Origin of the sequence: Bacillus sp. SA1-12 (genome assembly GCF_000981385.1) — a bacterium.
Classification (GTDB): domain Bacteria; phylum Bacillota; class Bacilli; order Bacillales; family Bacillaceae; genus Metabacillus.
In genome coordinates this window covers 24,089-47,289 of record NZ_LATZ01000130.1, presented here as the reverse complement: position 1 = coordinate 47,289, position 23,201 = coordinate 24,089, and the positions used below count along the sequence as shown (strand labels likewise).

17 protein-coding genes are annotated in these 23,201 nt (G+C 39.5%); 15 read left to right on the top strand and 2 right to left on the bottom strand.

Features of this window, described 5'->3' with window-relative positions; genetic code table 11:
- Positions 1-31: 31 nt before the first annotated feature.
- Positions 32-616, bottom strand: a complete 585-nt coding sequence (locus tag WQ54_RS26955) for a nitroreductase family protein (protein ID WP_046589175.1) — start codon at positions 614-616, stop codon at positions 32-34.
- A gap of 880 nt (positions 617-1,496) precedes the next feature.
- Here WQ54_RS26955 and WQ54_RS26950 point away from each other — a divergent pair.
- The 13 genes from WQ54_RS26950 to WQ54_RS26885 all read left to right on the top strand — a co-directional run bounded on the left by WQ54_RS26950 (position 1,497) and on the right by WQ54_RS26885 (position 20,046).
- Positions 1,497-1,826, top strand: coding sequence for a CBO0543 family protein (locus tag WQ54_RS26950; protein ID WP_052737995.1), 330 nt, complete (start codon positions 1,497-1,499; stop codon positions 1,824-1,826).
- 377 nt (positions 1,827-2,203) lie between these two features.
- Entirely contained in the window at positions 2,204-3,196 is a 993-nt protein-coding gene (locus WQ54_RS26945; RefSeq protein WP_046589173.1) for a LacI family DNA-binding transcriptional regulator, read from the top strand.
- Positions 3,197-3,425: 229 nt separating this feature from the next.
- On the top strand, positions 3,426-4,703 hold the full coding sequence (locus tag WQ54_RS26940) for an extracellular solute-binding protein (RefSeq protein WP_046589171.1): 1,278 nt from the start codon (positions 3,426-3,428) through the stop codon (positions 4,701-4,703).
- Positions 4,704-5,008: 305 nt separating this feature from the next.
- The gene (locus tag WQ54_RS26935; RefSeq protein WP_046589169.1) at positions 5,009-6,265 is read left to right on the top strand and encodes a carbohydrate ABC transporter permease; all 1,257 of its coding nucleotides are present in this window, start codon (positions 5,009-5,011) and stop codon (positions 6,263-6,265) included.
- 3 nt (positions 6,266-6,268) lie between these two features.
- Positions 6,269-7,120, top strand: coding sequence for a sugar ABC transporter permease (locus WQ54_RS26930; protein ID WP_156178180.1), 852 nt, complete (start codon positions 6,269-6,271; stop codon positions 7,118-7,120).
- A gap of 36 nt (positions 7,121-7,156) precedes the next feature.
- Positions 7,157-9,223, top strand: a complete 2,067-nt coding sequence (locus WQ54_RS26925; protein ID WP_156178178.1) for a beta-galactosidase — start codon at positions 7,157-7,159, stop codon at positions 9,221-9,223.
- Positions 9,224-9,341: 118 nt separating this feature from the next.
- On the top strand, positions 9,342-11,324 hold the full coding sequence (locus tag WQ54_RS26920; RefSeq protein WP_084822349.1) for a glycosyl hydrolase 53 family protein: 1,983 nt from the start codon (positions 9,342-9,344) through the stop codon (positions 11,322-11,324).
- 295 nt (positions 11,325-11,619) lie between these two features.
- Positions 11,620-12,123 (top strand): hypothetical protein, encoded by a 504-nt coding sequence (locus WQ54_RS26915; protein WP_046589165.1) that lies wholly within the window; start codon positions 11,620-11,622, stop codon positions 12,121-12,123.
- Positions 12,124-12,539: 416 nt separating this feature from the next.
- Positions 12,540-13,991: a DHA2 family efflux MFS transporter permease subunit gene (locus tag WQ54_RS26910; protein WP_231597663.1), complete on the top strand. Its 1,452-nt coding sequence runs from the start codon at positions 12,540-12,542 to the stop codon at positions 13,989-13,991.
- 516 nt (positions 13,992-14,507) lie between these two features.
- Positions 14,508-15,956 (top strand): PTS mannitol transporter subunit IICB, encoded by a 1,449-nt coding sequence (locus tag WQ54_RS26900; RefSeq protein WP_046589160.1) that lies wholly within the window; start codon positions 14,508-14,510, stop codon positions 15,954-15,956.
- 410 nt (positions 15,957-16,366) lie between these two features.
- A complete protein-coding gene (locus WQ54_RS26895) occupies positions 16,367-18,472 on the top strand; it encodes a BglG family transcription antiterminator (protein ID WP_046589159.1) in 2,106 nt (701 codons plus the stop codon).
- 4 nt (positions 18,473-18,476) lie between these two features.
- Entirely contained in the window at positions 18,477-18,908 is a 432-nt protein-coding gene (locus tag WQ54_RS26890) for a PTS sugar transporter subunit IIA (protein ID WP_046589158.1), read from the top strand.
- Between the two features lies 1 nt (position 18,909).
- Positions 18,910-20,046, top strand: a complete 1,137-nt coding sequence (locus tag WQ54_RS26885; protein WP_046589157.1) for a mannitol-1-phosphate 5-dehydrogenase — start codon at positions 18,910-18,912, stop codon at positions 20,044-20,046.
- A 56-nt stretch (positions 20,047-20,102) separates the two neighbouring features.
- Here WQ54_RS26885 and WQ54_RS26880 read toward each other — a convergent pair whose 3' ends face one another.
- Entirely contained in the window at positions 20,103-20,834 is a 732-nt protein-coding gene (locus WQ54_RS26880; protein WP_046589156.1) for a MurR/RpiR family transcriptional regulator, read from the bottom strand.
- A gap of 452 nt (positions 20,835-21,286) precedes the next feature.
- Here WQ54_RS26880 and WQ54_RS26875 point away from each other — a divergent pair, with 452 nt between their 5' ends.
- On the top strand, positions 21,287-22,723 hold the full coding sequence (locus tag WQ54_RS26875) for a glycoside hydrolase family 1 protein (protein WP_046589154.1): 1,437 nt from the start codon (positions 21,287-21,289) through the stop codon (positions 22,721-22,723).
- Between the two features lie 357 nt (positions 22,724-23,080).
- Positions 23,081-23,197, top strand: coding sequence for an RAxF-45 family protein (locus WQ54_RS35530; RefSeq protein ID WP_331435269.1), 117 nt, complete (start codon positions 23,081-23,083; stop codon positions 23,195-23,197).
- Positions 23,198-23,201: the final 4 nt, after the last annotated feature.

Here is a 23,201-nt window from a genome sequence, read left to right as displayed (position 1 = left end):
GTTTTTACGATTTAATTTCTAATATAACTAGTTAAGAACCTTCCCTAAAACTACCTTCAAAAAGCGATTCGTTCAATGGACGGCGAGTGCTTGGCTGTTCACGCTCCTGAAGATTCTCTGGCAGAACATCCTTTTCACCTTGATAGCCAATGGCGATAACAGCATGAAGTTCGTAACCATCAGGTACGTTTAAAGCTTCACGTGCTCTCTCTTTTTCAAATCCTCCCATAGCGTGGGTGATTAAACCTTTGCGGCTGGCTTCTAAAGCAAGATATCCCCAAGCTGTACCTGCATCAAAAGCATGCCAAGCGTTAAATCCCCGCTCAGTTGTTGTTTTTGAGATAATGACAGCTAATACAGGAGCTTTTTTACACCAAACAAGGTTTCCTTGCATGATAAAGGAATAAAATTTTTCACGATCTTCTTTCGTACGGGCGATAATAAAATTCCATGGTTGCTGGTTCGAAGCGGATGGAGCCCAACGTGCGGCCTCGAAAACACTGAAAAGAACATCCTCGGGTACATCCTTTTCCAAGAAAGACCTCGGAGACCATCGATTTAAAAATTGAGGGGATATTTCATAACCAGGTTTACGTAGATCTGAGACATTCACCATTACTAATCCTCCATAATTAAGATAGCAATAGTTTAACATTTTTTACCTTTGAAACAAAATTTTTTAACTTCAGCTCTTACCGATGAAATACTGTATGAAACGTAATAGAGAGAAAAAGTAAAAAGGAGATCTTCAGAGTTCACAAGGAGTTGTGTTTCTAGTTAAAGAAGGAAGGTATTAGGAATTTATGATAGCTATTATTAAAAATGGGGCATAATTTTTAATACATCTTGTTAAAAGATTCTCTTGGAGGAACATCATGCCACAAAAGCTATCGATTTGTTTTCCTTGTTGTTTACGGTCATTCTACTTATTTCTGCTTGGAAAAACTGGAAAAATGACTATCCCACAGTCATTTTCGCGATTAGTGTAGACTTCTTTATCACGATCATTACATATGAACACACATTAGTATTTCCGTAAAGCTTTTTTAGTACCAAATCATACGATAGCTGACTTTTTTATCGCGTTTACGAACATACCCCTAATTGTAGTCGTTTTTCTCTCGCAATATCCATATACGTCCCATTTGTTTAAACAATTCTGCTATATTTTCCTTTGGACTTGTTTGTTTATTTTTATTATTAAATCTGTTGTCTTATCACAATGGATGGGATTTTTGGTGGTCATTCATTGTATGGTTTTTTATTTTTATAGGTATCATTCTTCATCATAAAAGCCATTATTAGCATGGATCCTCTGTTGTTTTTCGTGTGCGATCTTCCTAATTTTTTATTTTCACATACCGATTTGTAAAGTGAAATAAAGTTGCAAAACCTGGCCTTCCTTTATAAGGAAAGCTAAGAAAGCTATTTTTCCAACATACAGGGCAGAATCGTTAAATACTCAAAAGACCTTGAACCTAAGTGGTGAATATAAGTTGAAGAAAAATGAAGAAGTACATAGGCAAATGGAAGATGCTTATGCATTAATGATTCCAACCATTCCTGCCTTTGGACCTTGGGACCTAACAGTTCTTCCTGTTACAGTGATGTTTTTTATTCAATTCAAGCCGCATAGAAGTCCAATCATTAAAGCAATTATCTTTGGATCTGGGGCAGCTTTTATTGGAGAGCCAATTTTTAAATGGCTCGACTTATACGAGCCTAATCATTGGAAATCGATTTATTCGTTCCCAATCTACATTTTTATCTATTTAGCCTCACATTTCATTAGTACAAGAAAACATTATAAAGAATTGGATGAATAAAGGTTGATCGCTAAGTTTTACCTGATCATTAAAAATGGTGTGAAACTAGCAACAATTAAGGTGTCGCTCTTGATGAGCTGTTTTAGTGTAACCGTGTTGATCATATTAATAATAGCTTTTAAAATAACCAGAAACGTGTAGCGGATGCTTTATGGAAAGTGACATTAAATTCTTTTCAACGTCTGGCGGAACAACGACTAGTGGTAAGGATTCAGCATCCAGTGCCGAAGTGAAGGAAGCAGTCTTTTGTTCTCATTTACAGAAAAATCCTTTCTCCCCTTGACATTTATGGAAATTTAGGTAAAAATATTAGTAAAATATTTTACTTGTGCATATTCGTTGAAAAGTAAAGGATATAAATGATGGAGGTGGGGAGAATGGCGACCATTAAAGATGTTGCAGAGGCATCAGGGTTTTCCATTTCTACAGTATCTCGTGTTTTAAATAATGATCTTAGCCTTTCTGTACCAGATGAGACAAGGGACAAAATTTATGAGGTAGCTGATAGACTAAATTACAGAAAAAAGATGATCAGGCATTTAGTGAAAAATATTGCTTTTTTATACTGGCTGACAGATAAGGAAGAATTAGAGGATGTTTATTTTAAAACGATGCGCTTAGAGATTGAAAAGCTGGCAGGAGAATTTAATGTTGAGCTAACAACCTATAAAATTACGGAAGGTATTTCAAGAATTCCTGATAACATAGAAGGATTTATTGCAGTAGGTTCGTTTTCAGATAATGAATTAGCCTATCTAAGGGGAATAACAGCCAATGGGGTCTTTATTGATTACACGCCGGACCCGGATCATTTTGATTCTGTAAGGCCTAATCTGGCGCAAATCACCAAAAAAACAATTGACTTTTTAATTGAAAAAGGACATCGTGACATAGGGTTGATTGGGGGAACCTATCATAACCCTAACACTGATGAAGATGAAATGGATATTCGGGAACAAACCTTCCGTCAATATATGATGGAAAAGGGTCTTTTAAACGAAGATTATCTTTTTATTCATAGAGGGTTTTCTGTGGAGAATGGCTATCATCTGATGCAAAGGGCGATTAAAGACTTAGGTGAAGAGTTACCGACTGCATTCTTTATAGCAGCTGACCCGATCGCCGTGGGCTGCCTTCAGGCATTGAATGAAAATGGCATTGCAATTCCGAATCGAGTAAGTATTATCAGCATCAATAATATTAGTGTTGCGAAATATGTATCACCGCCTTTAACAACCTTCCATATTGATCTGCATGAAATCTGTAAAAATGCGATTGAGTTATTGCTGGAACGCGTAGTAAAAAAACGTAAAATCGTGAAAACTTTATACCTCGGATCAGAATTGGTTATTAGAAAGAGTACAAATTAAAATAGTGAGAGAAAAATAACTTGGGCTTAACTGAGTTATTTTTTTTGCGTTTTCAGCTAACTGAGTATGGCAAATCCTCGTTTTGCCCCCTTATTTTCCTTGGGTTTTATCTTTTTCGTAAAAAGTTTTACTTGTATTGGTAAAATAATTGTTTACAACTTTTCTTCAGAGTGCTATATTATTTTTAGTAAAACGCTTGCAGTTATTTTATTTGAAAGGATGTATTTCCATGAAGAGCTATAAAAAATTATTCGGAGTAGTAAGTGGTTTTGCATTAAGTTTAGCTTTAGTTGGCTGCGGACCTCAGGAAGACAGCGGACAAGGTTCGGCTGTCAATGAAGCAACGAAAACGAAAGAATTAATCGTTTGGGAAGATATAGAGAAATCTGCCGGTATTGAAGAGGCGATTTCAAAATTTGAAGAAGAGCATGATGTAACTGTAAAGGTTGTAGAGAAGCCTTATGCGAAACAAATTGAAGACTTGCGTCTTGATGGCCCTGCTGGTACGGGTCCTGATGTGTTGACAATGCCTGGTGACCAAATTGGAACCGCTGTTACAGAAGGGTTAATTAAAGAACTAAATGTCAGCGAAGATATTCAAGGTCTTTATACAGAAGCTGCGATGCAATCGCAAAAAGTTGATAACAAAGTTTACGGATTGCCAAAAGCAGTAGAAACAACCATGCTTTACTATAATAAAGACATTATTTCTGAAGACCAATTACCAAAAACGTTAGATGAGTGGTATGAGCTTTCTAAGGAATTAACAAAAGGTGAGAATTACGGTTTGTTAGCGTTATTTGATCAAATCTATTATGCGCAAAGTGTTATGAGCGGTTATGGCGGCTACATTTTTGCACAAGAAGAGAATGGCAGCTATAATCCGTCAGATATCGGATTAAATAATGAAGGTGCGATTGAAGGCGCAGCATCTATTCAAAAGTTCTATAAAGAAGGATTATTCCCGGCAGGTATCGTTGGGGAGCAAGGGATTAACGTATTAGAATCACTCTTTACAGAAGGAAAAGCTGCTGCTGTCATTTCAGGTCCGTGGAACATCGAACCATTCAAAAAAGCAGGAGTGAATTACGGAGTAACAAAATTACCTGAGCTTTCAAATGGTAAAAACATGAGTTCATTCATTGGTGTAAAAAGCTACAATGTCAGTTCTTATTCAAAAAATGCTGATTTAGCAGAGGAATTAGTTGCTTTCTTAGCGAACGAAGAAAACTCGAAAAAGAGATATGAAATTACACAAGAGGTTCCAGCTGTCCAAGCTTTAGCAAATGATCCGGTTGTTACGGAAAGTGAAGCAGCAAAAGCGGTTGCAGAGCAATCCCAGTTCTCAGTGTTAACGCCAAATATTCCTGAGATGAATGAAGTATGGCTGCCAACTGATGCAGCATTACAAACCATTGCAACAGGAAAAGCCGAACCGAAGCAAGCTCTAGATCAGGCGGTAGAGACCATTAAAGGTCAAATAGAAGCTAAGCACGGCGGTAAATAAGCCCTGTTTTCGAAAACTTTAAGGTTAGTAGATTGATAGGAATCTGCACTTTGTTGATTGGAGCGGATAGGTGCGAGACTCCTACAGGAGCAACAGTACAGGGGAGGCCCCAAAAGTGCATGGCGCTGAGGAGAGGCTCCCGGACCACTGCTAAAAAGCGAACGCCTGAAGCGGAAATCAAGACCGTTTAACAGAACTTTATTTTTAAAAAGCAATCATCTTTAAGAAATGTGGTGTCAGCTCTAGTAGGCTTGACACCATTATTATAAGGGCTAAAGAATCGTATCGAAAAAGAGGTGAAAAAGATGCAACATCGTAAAATAGCCTTACTTTTATCCATCATTCCAGGGCTCGGCCAATTTTACAATAAGCAATGGGTAAAGGGATTGATGTTTATCATTCTTGGTGCTGCGTTTTTTATCGTGTTTGGAGATCTCTTAAATATGGGCTTTTGGGGACTCTTTACACTTGGAACAGAAGTACCGCGGGATAATTCCATTTTTTTATTGGCAGAGGGGATTATTGCAGTCATTGTGACATGCTTTGGCCTTGCTGTTTATTATTTGAATTTAAAGGATGCCTATAAAACTGGGGAAATGCGGGACGATAAGAAAGAGATAAGCTCTCTTAAGGAGCAGTACCATAATTTGATTTCTCAGGGCTATCCATATGTTGTAAGTGGTCCATCATTATTTATTCTAGTTTTTGCTGTTATTTTTCCAATCTTATTCAGTTTTGCCTTAGCTTTTACCAACTATGATTTATACCATTCTCCGCCTGCAAATTTAACAGACTGGGTTGGTTTCGATACATTTTTGCAAATTTTCACAGTTGATATTTGGCGTTCTACCTTTTTTGATGTATTAGGGTGGACGGTAATTTGGACACTTGTTGCTTCCTCGCTTCAAGTCGCCCTAGGTATTTTATTGGCTGTTGTGGTTAATCAAAAAGAGATTCGGTTTAAAAAGTTCTTTCGGACCATCCTCGTGTTGCCTTGGGCAGTACCGGGGTTTGTTACAATTTTAATTTTTGCCGGGCTATTTAATGATAGCTTTGGTGCAATTAACAATGATATCTTAGCTGCATTTGGGATTGATCCGATACCGTGGATGACAGATGCAGGCTGGACGAAATTAGCGCTCATCCTTATGCAGGGATGGTTGGGATTCCCATATATCTTCCTTGTGACCACAGGGGTTCTGCAATCGATTCCTGAGGATCTCTATGAAGCGGCGACAATTGATGGCGCCTCGTTTTTTGCAAAATTTAAGCATATTACGATGCCGATGATTTTAATTGCGATGGCACCGATCATCATTACTCAGTTTACATTTAACTTTAATAACTTCAATATTATTTATCTATTCAACGGCGGTGGTCCTGCTGTACCTGGATCGACAGCTGGCGGTACCGACATTTTAGTTTCGTGGATTTATAAATTGACGATGCAATCAAGTCAATATTCTTTAGCAGCAGCACTAACTATTTTGTTATCTGTCTTTGTCATTGCGATCGCATTATGGCAGTTCAGACGGACAAATTCTTTTAAAGAGGGGGCTTAAGCGATGCTGACAGATATGAAGAGAGCGAAATTTATTCGGCTTTCTTTCTCGTATTTATTATTGCTATTCATGACGGTAATCATCATTTACCCCTTACTTTGGACGGTTGGAGCAAGCTTTAATCCTGGTAACAGTTTAATCAGTACATCGATTATTCCGGAAAATCCAACATTGGATCACTATAAAGAGTTATTTGCCGGAAAGGAAAGTCTGCAATATGGCCAGTGGTATGTAAACTCCTTAAAAATCAGTTTATTCACCATGCTTGGCACAATTTTGAGCGTTTCCTTTACCGCATATGCCTTTTCTCGTTTTCGCTTTAAAGGAAGAAAAAATGCGCTAACCCTATTTTTATTGCTGCAAATGATTCCGCAATTTTCAGCGTTAATCGCCCTCTTTGTTTTAGCGCAGATTTTGGGGCTTATGAATAGTCATTGGCTGTTAATCCTGCTGTACATCGGCGGACAAATTCCAATGAATACCTATTTGATGAAAGGCTATATGGATTCGATCCCGATTGCACTAGACGAAAGTGCCAAGATCGACGGTGCAAGCAATAACCGGATCTTTTGGCAAATTATTATGCCGTTATCAAAGCCGATGATCGCCGTTGTTGCCATGAATGGCTTTACCGGCCCGCTTGGAGATTTTGTGTTGTCATCAACAATCTTGCGAACACCGGAATCTTATACATTGCCAATCGGATTATACAATCTGGTAAATGAGGTTATGGGAGCAAGCTACACGACCTTTGCAGCTGGTGCGATTTTAATCAGTATTCCGATTGCCATTATCTTTATTTTGTTACAAAAGAACTTTGTTTCCGGATTAACGGCAGGTGGAACGAAGGGTTAAAAAAGTTGATCGATAACATGAGGATAGAAGGAGAGTATTATGTCAAAACATGAAAAGTCTTATCTTACGAAAGCGAAATTTATGCTGCACGGAGGAGACTATAATCCTGATCAATGGTTAGACAGACCTGATATTTTAGCAGATGATCTTAAATTGATGAAGCTTTCCCACACCAATGCGTTTTCCGTTGGCATCTTTGCTTGGAGTGCGCTTGAGCCTGAGGAAGGAGTTTATACGTTTGAATGGCTGGATGAAATCTTCGACAACATTTATAAAAATGATGGCCGCATTATCTTAGCGACTCCAAGCGGGGCCCGTCCTGCCTGGTTATCGGAGCAGTATCCAGAAGTTTTGCGTGTCAATCAAAATAGGGTAAAGCAGCTGCATGGCGGAAGACATAACCATTGCTTTACCTCAAAGGTTTATCGTGAAAAAACTCAGAAGATTAACCGCTTGTTAGCGGAACGATACGGAAACCATCCGGCTTTAATCATGTGGCATATTTCAAACGAATATAGCGGTGAATGTCATTGTGAACAGTGTCAGGATGCGTTCAGAGATTGGCTGAAAGTAAAATATCATCACGATTTAAATGCATTAAATGAAGCCTGGTGGACTCCTTTTTGGAGCCATACGTACAGTAAATGGTCGCAGGTCGAATCTCCTTCACTGATCGGGGAAAGCGGCGTGCATGGCTTAAATCTGGATTGGCGCCGCTTTGTCACAGATCAAACGATTTCTTTCTATGAAAATGAAATTGTTCCTTTGCGGGAATTAACACCAGATATCCCGATTACAACGAATTTCATGGCAGATACTTTCGATTTAATACCATTTCAATCACTCGATTACAGCAAATTTGCGAAGCATTTGGATGTCATTAGCTGGGATGCGTATCCAGCGTGGCACAATGATTGGGAAAGCACCGCTGACTTAGCGATGAAGGTAGGCTTTATTAATGATTTGTACCGAAGCCTGAAGCAGCAGCCGTTTTTATTAATGGAATCAACACCAAGCGGCGTGAACTGGCATGATGTTAATAAAGCAAAGCGCCCAGGAATGCACCTGCTGTCATCGATGCAAATGATTGCCCATGGATCAGACAGTGTCCTTTACTTCCAATGGAGAAAATCACGCGGATCTTCAGAGAAATTCCATGGTGCGGTTGTCGATCATGATGACAGCTCGGAAAACCGTGTGTTTAAAGAAGTCGCTAAGGTTGGAGAAACATTAGAAAAGCTGTCTGACGTAGTTGGCACAAATCGTCCATCAGATGTAGCGATCCTTTATGATTGGGAAAGCAATTGGGCGATCAATGATGCACAAGGATTTGGAATGAAAACGAAGCGTTATCCGCAAACCTTGCAGCAGCATTACCGCACCTTCTGGGAACAGGATATTCCAGTGGATGTTATTACGAAGGAGCAGGATTTTTCAGCGTACAAGTTATTGATCGTTCCAATGCTTTATTTAGTAAGTGAAGAAACAATTGCCCGCTTAAAATCATTTGCCGCAAACGGCGGCACATTGGTTATGACGTATATTAGCGGAATCGTGAATGAGCATGATATAACGTATACCAGCGGATGGCATACGGATCTGCAAGAGATGTTTGGCATGAAGCCAGTTGAAACTGATACTTTGTATCCAAACGATAAAAACTATGTTCGCTATCAAAACGAGACCTACCAATTGAGGGATTATGCGACAGTGATTGATGTGGGTTCTGCAACGGTAGAAGGCATCTATCAAGAAGATTTTTATGCCAACACACCGGCTGTTACAAGCCATTCATATCAGCAAGGTAAAACCTATTATATTGGAGCGAGATTGGATGATTCCTTCCATCGGCATTTCTACCATGAATTAATTAATGAGTTATCGTTACAAGCAAATATACCGGTAAGGCACTGTCAAGGTGTATCTGTTCAGGTTAGACGCGATGCGGAAAAGGACTATCTTTTTGTGATGAATTTTACAGAAGAAAAACAGCCGGTTGTCTTTGAAGCGGTGGTAACAGACTTGGTGACCGGGGAGCAATTGAAAGGCGAGGTTACCCTTGATCAATATGAAGTTCGAATTGTGGAGAAACAAAATGACTAGTTAGTGAATAGAGAGAGCATCCATTCTAGTTAGCAGAATGGATGTCTTCTTTATAAAATTTGAGAACGCTTACTGTTTTTTAGGGGATTCAAAGATTACGAGGAAAGGTGAGGAGATTATGAGAAAAAGGGGAACGTCCATCTTATTGGCATTGATTGTGATCATTAGTACATTTAGTGTAACTGGCAAAATAGGATTTGCAGCGAATCAAGAAGGTGGTGCTAAAGTGCCTGAACCAGTAGAGGCGGATATTTTTGTTGAAAAAGTGGATGGGATTAGCGAAGAATTTATTAAAGGTGTAGATGTGTCAAGCATTCTAGCATTAGAAGAAAGCGGTGTGAAATTTTCTAATGAATCAGGGAAAAAGCAGGACATTTTTAAAACATTGAGGGATGCAGGGGTCAATTATATTCGTGTACGTGTGTGGAATGATCCCTATGATACCAAAGGCCGAGGTTACGGCGGGGGTAATAACGATGTAGAAAAAGCCATTGAGATCGGAAAAAGAGCGACTAAAAATGGCATGAAGCTTCTCGTGGACTTCCATTATTCTGACTTTTGGGCTGATCCGGCTAAACAACAGGCGCCAAAGGCTTGGAAAAGTTTAAGCTTTGAAGACAAAAAGGTAGCACTCTATACATATACACATGAAAGCCTGCAAATGATGCTGGATGAGGGAATCGACATTGGCATGGTACAGGTTGGGAATGAAACAACAGGTGGATTCGTGGGTGAAACCGATTGGGCAAAAATGAGTGAATTGTTTAAAGCCGGCAGCAAAGCGATCAGAGAGGTAGATCAAAATATTCTTGTTGCTTTACATTTTACAAACCCTGAGAAAGCAGGAAGATATGATACGATTGCTAAAACATTGGATGAAAATCAAGTAGATTATGATGTGTTTGCAAGCTCTTACTATCCTTTTTGGCATGGGACACTAGAAAATTTAACGTCCGTTTTAAAGAATGTCGCAGATACTTATGGTAAAAAAGTGATGGTTGCAGAAACCTCTTATACGTATACGGAGGAAGATGGAGATGGACATGGCAACACTGCACCAAAAGAAACAGGCCAGACGCTGAATTACCCAATTACTGTTCAAGGACAAGCAACTGCTGTCAGGGATGTCATCGAAGCGGTTGTGAATGTAGGTGAGGCAGGGATTGGTGTATTCTATTGGGAACCGGCCTGGATCCCGGTAGGACCGCCGAATAAAATGAAGCAGAACATGAAGAAATGGGAAAAGGATGGCTCAGGATGGGCAACTAGTTTTGCCGCTGAATATGATCCTGAGGACGCTGGGCATTGGTATGGAGGAAGTGCTGTGGACAATCAAGCGCTATTTGATTTTAATGGAAAGCCCTTGTCTTCCTTGAACGTTTTTAAGTATGTTGATACTGGTGCAGTTGCTCCAATAAAAGTTGATGATGTCAAAGATCTGTCTATAAGCAGTATTGTTGGAGAGGACATTTCTTTACCAGAAACCGTAACTGTTATCTACAATAATGGAAGTGAAGGAACCGCTGCGGTTACATGGGATAACGATGCACTGCAACAAGCAATCAGCAATGGGGCTGGCAGTTATGTCATTGAAGGAGTAGTTGAAGGCGGAATAACTGTAAACGCAAAACTTCAAATAAGCCCAAGAAACTATGTGGTCAATCCTAGCTTTGAGTCCACTGACCGAAGCATGTGGGAAGTTACCTATAAAAATGGCACTTACAATCATACTAGTTTTCAGCTAAAGGCTTCAGATGCCAAATCAGGGAACTATTCGCTTCATTTTTACTCAGCTGATGCTGTCGATTTTCAAGTAGAACAGACGATTACTGGCTTAGAGCCTGGATACTATAAGCTAGCCATGTTTCTTCAAGGCGGGGATGCAGGGGACGATGACATGTTTATCTATGCTTCTACTAGTGATAAAGAATATAAAATGGACACTTCTGTTAATGGCTGGGTAAATTGGAGCAATCCTGAAATCAGCGAGATCTTAGTCATAGATGGTACAGTTACAATTGGGGCAAGCATAAAAGCTTCTGCTGGTGCATGGGGAAGTTTAGATGATTTTACGCTTTACCGAGTAAGAGGTGTTGAGTAAGAGGGATTCATTTTTGTGGTTAAATATAGAAAATGGTATATAAAAAAGCAGACCAAAGGAAATGGTCTGTTTTTTTATTAATAGACCTTTTCAGATGCGCGAGATAAAGTTCATTTTATGCAAAAATGAACTAAAAGAAAAGAAACATTTAAAAAATGCTTTAGAAATTTTTATGAAAAGTTGCTATAATAATTAAATCAGTGTGTAGAGATATTGGTATTTGTTTTACATACCAAAAATATATGTCGCATGATACGTCTACCATCTGAAATTTTCATTTCGGAGGTAAGACAACATGCACAAGGAAGCCAGACTGCCTCAAAATTCAAAAGAAGGCTTGATCTTTCTATTGATTATTTCAATCATTTCAGTAAATACAATCCCCCAGATCATTATGGGGATGGAACGCGGCTTCAGTATAGAAAATTATTTAGAAACGCTGAAGATTATTCCGTTTATGTGGATAATCGTTGTTTTGTTAGTGAAAGTCGTCGCGGGACCGCTAGTCGGTAAAGTAATGCCTAAGTTTGCAGGACAAACAGATGGATTTAATGCCAGAGTTTTATTAAATACTTTATTGAATGTTACGGTTTTATCTATGCTTTTAACAATTATAGGCACATGGATCGGTACGAAGCAAATAAGTCTAGAGCCTTTTCAGCACTTCTTTCACAGTTGGTTTAGAAATTTTGGTGTGGCTTTTTGGATTGAGCTATTGATTGCTCAGCCGATTGCCAGATTTGCAATGAAAAAAATACACGAAAGACAGGCCAGCCAAGCAGAGGGTGTAAATTCGTAACAGTTCAAATTGTATATCAACCGCAGAATTGTAAGTGAGATGACATCATTTGCGAACGGGCGCTTTATTTCAATAACATGAAAAGGGTAGAACGCTTGAGGTTTCTTTGAAAAAACCCCAAGCGTTTTTTTACTTTAAAAAAGTATAAATTGGCAAAAAAGAGAATTCGACGTAGCACTAAGTAAGCTTTTCTTAACGCTATTATTAATGTGATGCTTCCTTGTTGAATTCCGCTGCAGAAGGTTGCCGAGTATCCCTTGTCCATAAGAGTTATATACCATTAATAGAACTTTTAGTTTAAGGGTACTTATAAATTGACAGTGAAGCGCTATCACAAATATAATTGACCGGTCAGTATAAAAAACATTTTTTTACAGATAGAGGGGTTTTTGTAAAATAACGAGAGGAGAATGTGTGTGAATGCAAGTGCAACAGTATCTGCACCTAAAAGTGCGGATAAAGAGTATAAGGTGATTCCGATTTTGGCTGCATTTTTAATCAGCGGGTTTATTGGTTTATTTAGTGAAACGGCCTTAAACATTGCGTTGACTCAGCTGATTGAAGTGTTTAATACGACTGCAGCCACCGTTCAATGGTTAACAACTGGTTATTTATTAACATTAGGTATCTTGGTTCCAGTTTCAGGACTTTTGCTGCAATGGTTTACGACGAGGCAGCTGTTTATCACCTCTTTGGTTCTATCGATTATCGGCACTTTTATTGCCGCGGTGGCTCCTAGCTTTGAGGTATTAATGGTAGCACGTGTTTTTCAAGCGATGGGTACGGCCTTGCTTTTGCCGTTAATGTTTAACACGATTTTGCTTATCATTCCTCCAGAAAAGCGCGGAGGAGCGATGGGAATGATCGGGCTTGTTATCATGTTTGCGCCGGCTGTTGGTCCGACGTTTTCCGGATTAGTGCTTGAAAATTTATCTTGGCACTGGATTTTTTGGTTGTCTCTGCCGTTTTTAGGAATTGGTTTACTTGCAGGTATCCTTTATATGGAGAACGTATCTGAAGTAACAAAGCCGAAAATTGATGTGTTATCTGTTGTGCTGTCAACAATCGGCTTTGGCGGTGTTGTCTTTGGTTTTAGCAGTGCTGGAGAAGGGACAGAAGGCTGGAGCAGTCCGAAAGTCATCAGCTTTTTAATTGCCGGCATTGTTGCATTGATTCTATTTTGCTGGCGTCAATTAAAGATGGAGCAGCCGATGATTAATTTGCGCGCTTTCCGCTATCCAATGTTCACCCTTGGTGTCATACTTATTTTTATCTGTATGATGGTCATTTTGTCATCAATGCTTCTTTTGCCATTGTATTTACAAGGTGGCATGATGCTGACTGCGTTTGTAGCCGGTCTTACTCTTCTGCCAGGTGGAGTCATCAATGGTTTATTGTCACCTGTTATGGGAAGATTGTTCGATCAATACGGTCCGAAATGGCTTGTCATTCCAGGGTTAATCATGACAGCGGCAGTTTTATGGTTTTTATCAAATGTTACAACAACATCAACGATCGCTGTTATCGTGCTGCTTCATATCTTCTTAATGATCGGAATCGCGATGGTGATGATGCCAGCTCAAACAAATGGGTTGAATGAATTACCAAAACAGTATTATCCTGATGGTACGGCGATTATGAATACTCTTCAGCAGGTAGCAGGTGCGATTGGAACTGCAATTGCCGTAAGCATTATGTCTGCAGGACAGAAGGATTATTTAGCAACTGTTCAAGATCCAACAAATCCAAGTAATATCGCTCCTTCCCTTACTGCAGGAATTCAGGACGGCTTTATTTTTGCATTGATCGCTGCCGTTCTCGCATTAGTCTGTGCATTCTTTATTAAACGAGTGAAAGTTGAACATTAAACAAACGAGTTAAAGCTAATAGGCTTTAGCTCTTTTTTTGTGCCTTGCTGGAGAAAAAGAGTAGCGAAATTTGTCGGATGCAAAAAAGTATCGGAAGTTGCAAGATTATCTCGAAAAGTTGCAAAAAAAGTATTCAAAGTTGCAAGATTATCTCGGAAAGTTGCAAAAAAGTATCGGGAGTTGCAAAAAAGTATCGGGAGTTGCAAAAGGATCTCGGAAAGTTGCAAAAAAAGTATTTGGAGCTGCACAATGACCTCGCAAAGTTGCAAAAAAGTATTCAAAGTTGCAAGATTCCCTCGCAAAGTTGCAAAAAAAGTATCCGGAGCTGCAAAATAACCTTTGAAAGTCCCGGCATTTCTTCTCTCCACGAGCATATCATCGATCGTATAAAACCCCTACTTCTTTCCAAAATTAATCATGTCAACATTACATTCGACAAAATCGTGTTTTCTTTAAATTGTTTCTTGGCTGAAACCGTTTTATCATTAAGTCAAGATAGAAAAAGGGGTGACTCAAATGGAACAAACTCAAAATAAATCTGACTTCCGCGTGAAGATACAACGCTTTGGAAGTTATTTAAGCGGCATGATTATGCCGAATATAGGTGCGTTTATTGCATGGGGGATTATTACAGCATTATTCATTCCAACAGGCTGGATGCCTAATGAACAATTAGCCACATTGGTCGATCCAATGATTAAGTACTTATTGCCATTATTAATTGGTTATACAGGCGGAAAAATGATCTATGATGTTCGCGGTGGAGTCGTTGGGGCAACAGCGACAATGGGTGTTATCGTTGGAGCGGAAATCCCGATGTTCTTAGGTGCCATGATTATGGGGCCTCTGGGCGGATATTTAATCAAAAAGCTTGATGGTTTATTAAAAGATAAAGTTAGATCAGGCTTTGAAATGCTTGTAAACAACTTTTCAGCTGGTATTTTAGGTGCGCTGTTAACAATAGCAGCACTGCTAGGAATAGGCCCTGTAGTAGAGGGGTTAAACAGAGTATTAGCAGGTGCTGTTCAGGCGATTTTTGATGCAGGCTTACTGCCGCTTGCTAGTATTTTCATCGAACCGGCAAAGGTTTTATTCTTGAACAATGCGATCAACCACGGGATTTTAAGCCCGATTGGCATTGAGCAAGCAACAAATGCCGGTAAGTCAGTTTTATTCTTATTAGAATCTAATCCAGGACCTGGTCTTGGTATCTTATTAGCGTATATGTTCTTTGGTAGAGGATCAGCAAAGCAAACAGCTCCTGGAGCAGTGGTGATCCATTTCTTAGGCGGTATTCATGAAATTTATTTCCCATATATTTTAATGAAGCCAATGTTAATCATTGCGGCGATTGCCGGAGGAATAAGCGGCGTATTTACGTTCACTGTTTTCAATGCAGGTTTAGTTGCAAGTCCATCACCAGGCAGTATTATTGCATTACTTGCAATGACACCAAGAGGTAATTATACAGGTGTGATTCTAGGTGTACTAGTCGCTGCGGCTGTATCATTTGCAATCGCATCGCTAATCCTTAAATCCAGCAAGCAAAACGAAGAGGATATCAATGTTGCAACTGAAAAAATGGAATCATTAAAAGGTAAGAAAAGCTCCGTAAGCAATACGTTAACAGCTCAAGCTCCAACTGAGACTGCAGAACCAACTGCTGCTGCAGAAGAATTTGATTTTAAAAATGTTAACAAGGTCATCTTCGCATGTGACGCAGGAATGGGCTCAAGTGCCATGGGTGCTTCCGTTCTTAGAAATAAAGTGAAAAAGGCAGACATAAAGGATGTCGAGGTAACAAATACTTCTATTAACAACATCCCGAATGATGCTGATATCGTTATTACGCATAAAGACTTAACGGATCGTGCAAAAGCGAAGCTGCCAAATGCCCATCATGTTTCTGTAGATAATTTCCTTAACAGTCCAAAATATGATGAGCTTGTAAATAAGCTAAAATAAAGAGAAAAGGGGGATGCTGCTTTCATGCATTCCCCTTTTTATTCTATTCATTAAAGGTTCTTTTCTAAGAGTTGTTGTTTTTATATAGGTATTTTGACGTAAACGATTAAGGTTGATTGGAGCGGAAATGCGAGAGTCCTGTAGGGAGCAGCTGGACAGGTGAGACCCCACAGGTTTTTACGTCGAGGAGGCTCATCGCCCGCCCCGCGGAAAGGAAAGCGAGCATCTCTCGCTGAAATCACCCTGCCGAACTACTCGGTAAAAAGCAACAAAGTTTTACGAAAACAACCTAATTAAAAAATGTCAGGAACTACTTTGAAAAAAACGCGTTTTTATTCTTTTGAAACAGAGATTACCAGACCCTTATAATTAAAGTATGTCAATAACTCACTTGAAACGAGTTGATTCCTATGATGGTTACGGCCAGGGAACGCTTGATCCTGCAATTTTTAATGGACGAGGCAAACCAGGAAGTGACAATTAAAGAACTCGCTGATCATATTGATGTCAGTGAACGTACGATTCATCGCGATTTAAAAAATATCGAGCCCCTGCTAGACGATTTTCAGCTAGCGCTTGTAAAGCGAGCCGGCATTGGCATAAAAATCGTTGGCAGTGAGAAGGATTTACATGAGCTGAGAATAGCCATTCAAAAGCTGGATTATAAAGAATATACACCTGATGAGCGCATGATGATTGCTCTTTGTACGCTATTAGATCAGCATGAGCCAATAAAGCTGCAAACCTTGGCAAGTGATTTAGGTGTGACAACGGCAACCATCAGTCATGATTTAGATAGAATGGAGCCGTTTGTTCAAGAATATGGCTTAACGCTTATTAGAAGAAGAGGCTATGGAATTGAATTAATAGGCTCTGAAGAAGCAAAGCGCAAAGCGATTCGCAGTCTGATTTCCGATCGGTTTGATGTGCCTGACTTTTTAAAGATGGTCAAGGAAAGCATCGAGAGGAAATCGTCCAATAAAATTGATTCGATCTCAGAGCGGCTATTAGGCCTTGTGCAAAAAGATAAGCTCTTGATTATTGAGAATCTTATTAGCCAAATGAATTCCCGGCTTCCCTATCCTTTAGCAGATAGCTCATATGTCGGGTTGGTCGTCCATCTTGCATTAGCAATGGAACGGATCCAACGGGGCGAGAACATCACGATAAAAACAGACTATTTAACACAGCTTAGGGCTTCAAGGGAATATCATTTTGCCCAAGAAATCGCGAAAATGCTTGAAGAAACCTTTCAAATCCCGATACCAGAAGAAGAGATCGGCTATATCACGATGCATTTGCGGGGAGCTAAGCTGCGTTTCGAAGGAAAAGTGGATATCGAGGATGAAAATGTCGAAATTGCCTATTTGGTCAGACGATTAATCGAGCAGGTTGAACAACGCTCGGGAATGAGCTTATCGCAGAATTCATCCTTGTTTCAAGGCTTATTAGCCCATCTCCAGCCTGCAGTTTATCGATTGAAGCAAGGGATGAACATTACAAACCCTCTCCTTGCTGAAATTAAAAGGGATTATTCAGAGCTATTTGAGATCGTTTCCCAAGCCGCAGCTTCTGTGTTTCCGTTTAACCATGTACCTGAGGAAGAAATCGGTTATCTTGTTCTGCATTTCGGAGCCGCGATTAATGAGCGGCAGGTAAGAACGAAATTAAAAGCGCTAATTATTTGCTCGAGCGGAATCGGGACCTCGAAGATGCTTGCAACTCAGATTAAGAACCAATTTCCGGACATTGCCGAGCTTAAAAATGTATCAGCCTTTGAGCTTAAGGATATGGATGTAAACGACTATGATATGATTCTTTCGACGATCCCGATCGAGGACATATCAGCGGAATATTTGCTGGTGAGCCCCATTTTAACCGCAAATGAAATGGAAATGATAAAGGATTCAATTCAGAAAAAGGGACTGATCTTGGCAAGCACTGAGCAAGATGATCGTCCTGATCAAAATACTGAAATAGAAATCAGCTTTGAGCAATATAAGACATTTACTAGCCATTCAACGCTTTTAGTTGATTTATTAGAAAAAATGGAAGCTTTGCAGATTGATGAACCTGCAACGACAGAGGGAATCCTGCACGTTGTTTCCGATAAGTTATTAAGCAAGGGGCTTATCACTGATCGTGCTGAGCTTGTTAAGGCGTTGCTGTATCGCGAGCAGATCGGCGGATTAGCTATACCTGGTACAAAGCTCGCTCTGTTTCATACAAGAAGTGCGGTGATTACTCAGCCAAGTTTTCATACCATTGATTTGCAAACACCTATGACGTTAAAAGCAATGGATAATGAAATGATCACTGTCAGCCGGATTTTATTACTGTTAGCACCAGAGCAGGCGCCGCCTGAGCAGCTCGAACTGATGAGCTTTATTAGTGCAAGTATTATTGAATCACAAGCCAGTATTGAAATGTTTGAAACTGCGTCTAAAAATAGTTTGATTCAAGCAATTAGTCAACAGTATTTTAAAAACTTTGTTCAACAATTAAGGAGTGTATAAACCAATGAGTATCTTAAATGAAGCAAATATTTTATTAAATCAAAAACTAGCAAACAAAATAGAAGCAATTAAAGCAACTGGTCAAATTCTTGTTGACCGCGGTTATGTGAAGGAAGAATATATTGATGCGATGTTTCAAAGAGAAGAATTGTCATCAACTTACATGGGCAATTTCATTGCCATTCCGCATGGCACAGAAGATGCAAAAACAGCGGTCATTGAATCAGGTCTTTCTGTTATTCAAGTTCCAGAAGGTGTTGATTTTGGCGGCGGCAATATTGTGAAAATCTTAATCGGTATTGCAGGAAAAGGCGACGAGCATTTAGAGATCCTTTCTAAAATCGCGATTGTGTGCTCAGAAGAAGAAAATGTTGAGAAATTGGTCCAAGCTGGGTCAAAAGAGGAAATTCTTCAGCTCCTTAGCGAGGTGAACTAAGGTGAAAGCAACGCATTTCGGAGCCGGTAATATCGGCAGAGGCTTCATTGGCCTTTTGCTGCATCGATCTGGCTATGACGTAGCTTTTGTTGATGTCAATGAAGCCCTGATTAATGAAATCAATAAAGAGAAAGCATATCACGTTATTCTAGCCAATGAACAAAAGCAAGAGTTTCATGTTAGAGGGGTCTCAGGAATGAACAGCCAGCATAACCCAAAGGCTGTGATTGAAGCTATTTCAACAGCGGACCTTGTGACGACAGCGGTAGGACCGAATATTTTAAAATTTATTGCCCCGCTTATTGCGGAAGGGCTTAAAAAACGAATGCAAGCAGCTAGTCAGCCTGTAAATATCATTGCTTGTGAAAACATGGTTGGCGGAAGCAGCGAGCTGAAAAAGCATGTTCTTGAAGCGTTAAATGAAGAGGAAACAGCATGGGTACAGGAGCATGTAGGCTTTCCAAATTCAGCGGTAGATCGAATCGTACCAAATCAGCAGAATGAAAGACTTCTGGACGTTTTAGTTGAGCCATTCCATGAGTGGGTCATTGATTCAACAGAACTCAAAGGGACTAAGCCTGAGATTAAAGAAGCCCTATTTGTTGACAATCTTCAGGCGTATATTGAGCGAAAACTATTTACTGTCAATACTGGTCATGCATCAACAGCCTATCTCGGAAATGCAGCAGGATATGAAACAATTGCAGAAGCGATCAGTGATGAAACCATCAAGCAAAAAGTGTTAGGGACACTTGAAGAAACAGGTAAGGTCCTGATTGCGAAATATGGTTTTGATGAAGCAGAGCATCAAAAATATATTGAAAAAATTATCGGCCGTTTTTCCAATCCATATATCGTTGATGACGTCAAACGTGTCGGACGGGCTCCGCTTCGCAAGCTAGGCGCAAAAGATCGCTTAGTGGCACCTGCGCTTGAATACATGAAGCAATTTAATCAAGTACCTGAGCATTTAGTGACCGTGATCGCAGCTGCTCTTGCATTTGTTTCGGAGGAAGACCAGGAATCACTGACACTTAAAGAAATGGTTGAAGAAAAAGGAGCTGCCGCAGCCTTTAGCAAGATTGCAGACTTAGCACCAGATCATCCGTTAGTTGTAAAGGTAGCTGAACAATCGTAAAAAGCAGGATCCACCCGCATTATAGGGGTGGATTTTCTTATTAAATAAACGTTTGTTTAAACCGTTTGATTAAGCTGATAGATCTCACGCGCCATAGCTTCCAGAATATAAACAACAGGTACTTGAGTGGTAATATTCGCCTCTTCATAAAATTCCTCTGTTACATAATAAGGAATATTAAGGTCTGAGATCTTGGCAATGGTTGACAACTTATTGTTTGTGATACTTATGATTTTGCTTCCTTCTTGTTTAAGCTGATGAAGATGGGTAACGGTAAACGAATTTTCCCCTGAAACAGATAAGGCAATGGTAACACTATTAAACATGAGCTTGGAGTGAATTGGAAAGTGAGGGTCTTTAATATACATTGAAAATTTGCCTAAGCTTGAGAAATATCTCGCACCATATTCGGCCAGAATACCTGAGCTTCCAATTCCAATAAAAATCACATTATCGGCATTGGTCACTAGACTTGCAGCCTTCTTGATTTTTGCTTCAATATCACCCTTTAGGGTCCGCTCAAAAAATTCTACTAACGAATGCTGTGTGCTTTTGATCCTCGTCTTTTTACCGTTTTCCAGATGCATTTTCAGCTTCACTTTGAATTCAGAAAACCCTTCACAATTTAGTTTGCGACAGAAACGTAAAATTGTTGCCGTTGATACATGGGTTTCATCAGCCAGCTCACGAATACGCATATAAGCAACTTTCTCGCTATTTTGACTGATGTAGTTATATAAAGACATTTCTAATTCATTGAAAGAGGCAATAATGTCATTAGAAAACATGTATATAGCATCTCCTTCTATCATTTCACTTTGTAAACATCATTTTATCACAACTCCTTGCCAAGTCACACTGTGTTACATCTGTGTAACAAATAACTACCTTTGTTAATAAAAACTAGATAGCCCACAATTATTTACGATCTCTTTTCTGATCGGTAAGATGTCTAATATAGTCTTTTTTGAAGGCTTTCTTCTAAGAGAATTGTTGTTATTAAAAAGGTTCTTTGAGGTTGTTTGGATCTGAAGTGTGAGACTCCACAGCGTATACGCCGAGGATGCCCGCCACCCGCCCTGAGGAAAGCGAGCATCACTCGCTGTAATCAACCACTTCGCACTGCTTGGTAATTAGCAACAAAGTTTGTGAAAACAGACTCTTTGAAGAAGAATGTTATATATTTACAAAACATACAAATGCTAATCATTATTGGATAAAGATATTGGGAGGTAATCGAATGAAACCATTTCAGTTCCCGAAAGGTTTTTTATGGGGAGGAGCTACAGCTGCCAATCAAATAGAAGGCGGCTTTCATGAAGGGAATAAAGGATTAAATATTGCAGATGTTCTTCCAGGGGGAAAAGAAAGACTTGACGTCTTACAAACTCCTGGCTTCAATTTTGAAATTGACCGTGAAAAATTCAGCTACCCGAACCATGAAGCGATTGATTTCTATCATCGCTATAAAGAAGATATTGCTCTATTTGCAGAAATGGGATTCAAGGTTTTCCGTATGTCGATTGCTTGGACTAGAATTTTCCCGAATGGTACTGAGCTTGAAGCAAATGAAGAAGGCTTGGCATTTTATGACCGTGTGTTTGATGAATTACTCAAAAATGGAATCGAGCCGGTCGTCACGATCTCTCACTATGAAATGCCATTAAATCTCGTAAAAGAGTACGGCGGCTGGAGAAGCCACGAAGTGGTTACTTTCTTTGAGCGTTATATAAAGGCCATCTTCAATCGATATAAAAATAAAGTGAAATATTGGATGACCTTTAATGAAATCAATAGCGGGTTTGTGATGCCGATCCAGGGATTAGGGTTCGCGATCCAAAAGGAGGAAGACAAGTTTCAGCCAACCTTCCAGGCATACCATCATCAATTTGTAGCAAGCGCGATTGCGGTAAAAGCTTGTCATGAAATCATTCCCGACGCGAAAATTGGCTGTATGATTCTATATGCACCAGTGTATGCGTATGATTCCAATCCGGAAAATGTCATGTATGCACTTCAAAAGGAACGCCTATTTAATTATTTCTGTGCAGATGTTCAAGTAAGAGGAGAATATCCAGCGTTCATAAACCGTTATTTTGAAGAGCACCAAATTGAATTAGACATCCATGAAGGAGACTTGGAATTAATAAAAGAGGGAACGGTTGACTATATTGGCTTTAGCTATTATATGTCCAGAACTGAGAAAAAAGAGAAAACAGATCTGGAAAAATCTCAAGGAAATCTCATCGGGGGCGTAAAGAATCCATTCCTTAAGGCAAGTGATTGGGGCTGGGAGATCGACCCAATGGGATTACGGATCAGCTTAAACCAATTATATGACCGTTACAGAGTACCGCTATTTGTTGTTGAAAATGGCTTAGGAGCCTACGACAAAGTAGAAGAGGACGGCTCGATCAATGATGATTATCGCATTGATTTCCTTCGTGAACATATTAAAGCCATGGGTGAAGCCATCAAAGATGGTGTGAACTTAATGGGCTATACAAGCTGGGGCTGTATTGACCTTGTCAGTGCTTCATCCGGAGAGTTCTCTAAACGCTATGGGTACATTTATGTGGACAAACATGATGATGGGAGCGGGACATTGGAACGCAAAAAGAAAAAGTCCTTCTTCTGGTATAAAAATGTAATTGCGACAAATGGGGAAAAGTTATAAGAAAAAGGTTAGTGTTGTGATTTTCAAATAACATATCAGGACTCTTAGGATTCTACTAGAACCTCTACCTTTCTTAATATAAACCTTAATGAAAACATCCTTCGGGGTGTTTTTTGTTTTTATGAGAGGAGAAAAATGGTGTTTTATTTAATAAAAGAGTCAGATGGAAGTTAATTTGGATATTTATACAAAAAATAGATATAGTGAAGGAGACCGTTTTGCCATTTATCCGTGAAACTGGATCACAAATCTTAACAATTGTATTATTTTCTTAAAATGGTAGTCGGAACCCCCTTGAAAAATGAAAGTAAAGGGAATAAAATGGAAGAGAATAATCATGAACGGAGGTGGGGAAGGATGTTAAATCAAGCTGTTTTAGTGCACGGTTTCTGGACTGAATTTTTATATCTTAACCGTGCAAAATTTGCTGCTTCAGTTGTTAACGGGATACGTGTGTCCTTTTTAAGCAATTGAATAG

Bases quoted from the DNA above. Each gene is read 5' to 3' on its own strand.
- WQ54_RS26955 (WP_046589175.1), bottom strand. From the start codon at position 616: ATGGTGAATGTCTCAGATCTACGTAAACCTGGTTATGAAATATCCCCT.
- WQ54_RS26945 (WP_046589173.1), top strand. From the start codon at position 2,204: ATGGCGACCATTAAAGATGTTGCAGAGGCATCAGGGTTTTCCATTTCT.
- WQ54_RS26940 (WP_046589171.1), top strand. From the start codon at position 3,426: ATGAAGAGCTATAAAAAATTATTCGGAGTAGTAAGTGGTTTTGCATTA.
- WQ54_RS26935 (WP_046589169.1), top strand. From the start codon at position 5,009: ATGCAACATCGTAAAATAGCCTTACTTTTATCCATCATTCCAGGGCTC.
- WQ54_RS26930 (WP_156178180.1), top strand. From the start codon at position 6,269: ATGCTGACAGATATGAAGAGAGCGAAATTTATTCGGCTTTCTTTCTCG.
- WQ54_RS26920 (WP_084822349.1), top strand. From the start codon at position 9,342: ATGAGAAAAAGGGGAACGTCCATCTTATTGGCATTGATTGTGATCATT.
- WQ54_RS26915 (WP_046589165.1), top strand. From the start codon at position 11,620: ATGCACAAGGAAGCCAGACTGCCTCAAAATTCAAAAGAAGGCTTGATC.
- WQ54_RS26900 (WP_046589160.1), top strand. From the start codon at position 14,508: ATGGAACAAACTCAAAATAAATCTGACTTCCGCGTGAAGATACAACGC.
- WQ54_RS26895 (WP_046589159.1), top strand. From the start codon at position 16,367: ATGATGGTTACGGCCAGGGAACGCTTGATCCTGCAATTTTTAATGGAC.
- WQ54_RS26890 (WP_046589158.1), top strand. From the start codon at position 18,477: ATGAGTATCTTAAATGAAGCAAATATTTTATTAAATCAAAAACTAGCA.
- WQ54_RS26880 (WP_046589156.1), bottom strand. From the start codon at position 20,834: ATGTTTTCTAATGACATTATTGCCTCTTTCAATGAATTAGAAATGTCT.
- WQ54_RS26875 (WP_046589154.1), top strand. From the start codon at position 21,287: ATGAAACCATTTCAGTTCCCGAAAGGTTTTTTATGGGGAGGAGCTACA.
- WQ54_RS35530 (WP_331435269.1), top strand. From the start codon at position 23,081: ATGTTAAATCAAGCTGTTTTAGTGCACGGTTTCTGGACTGAATTTTTA.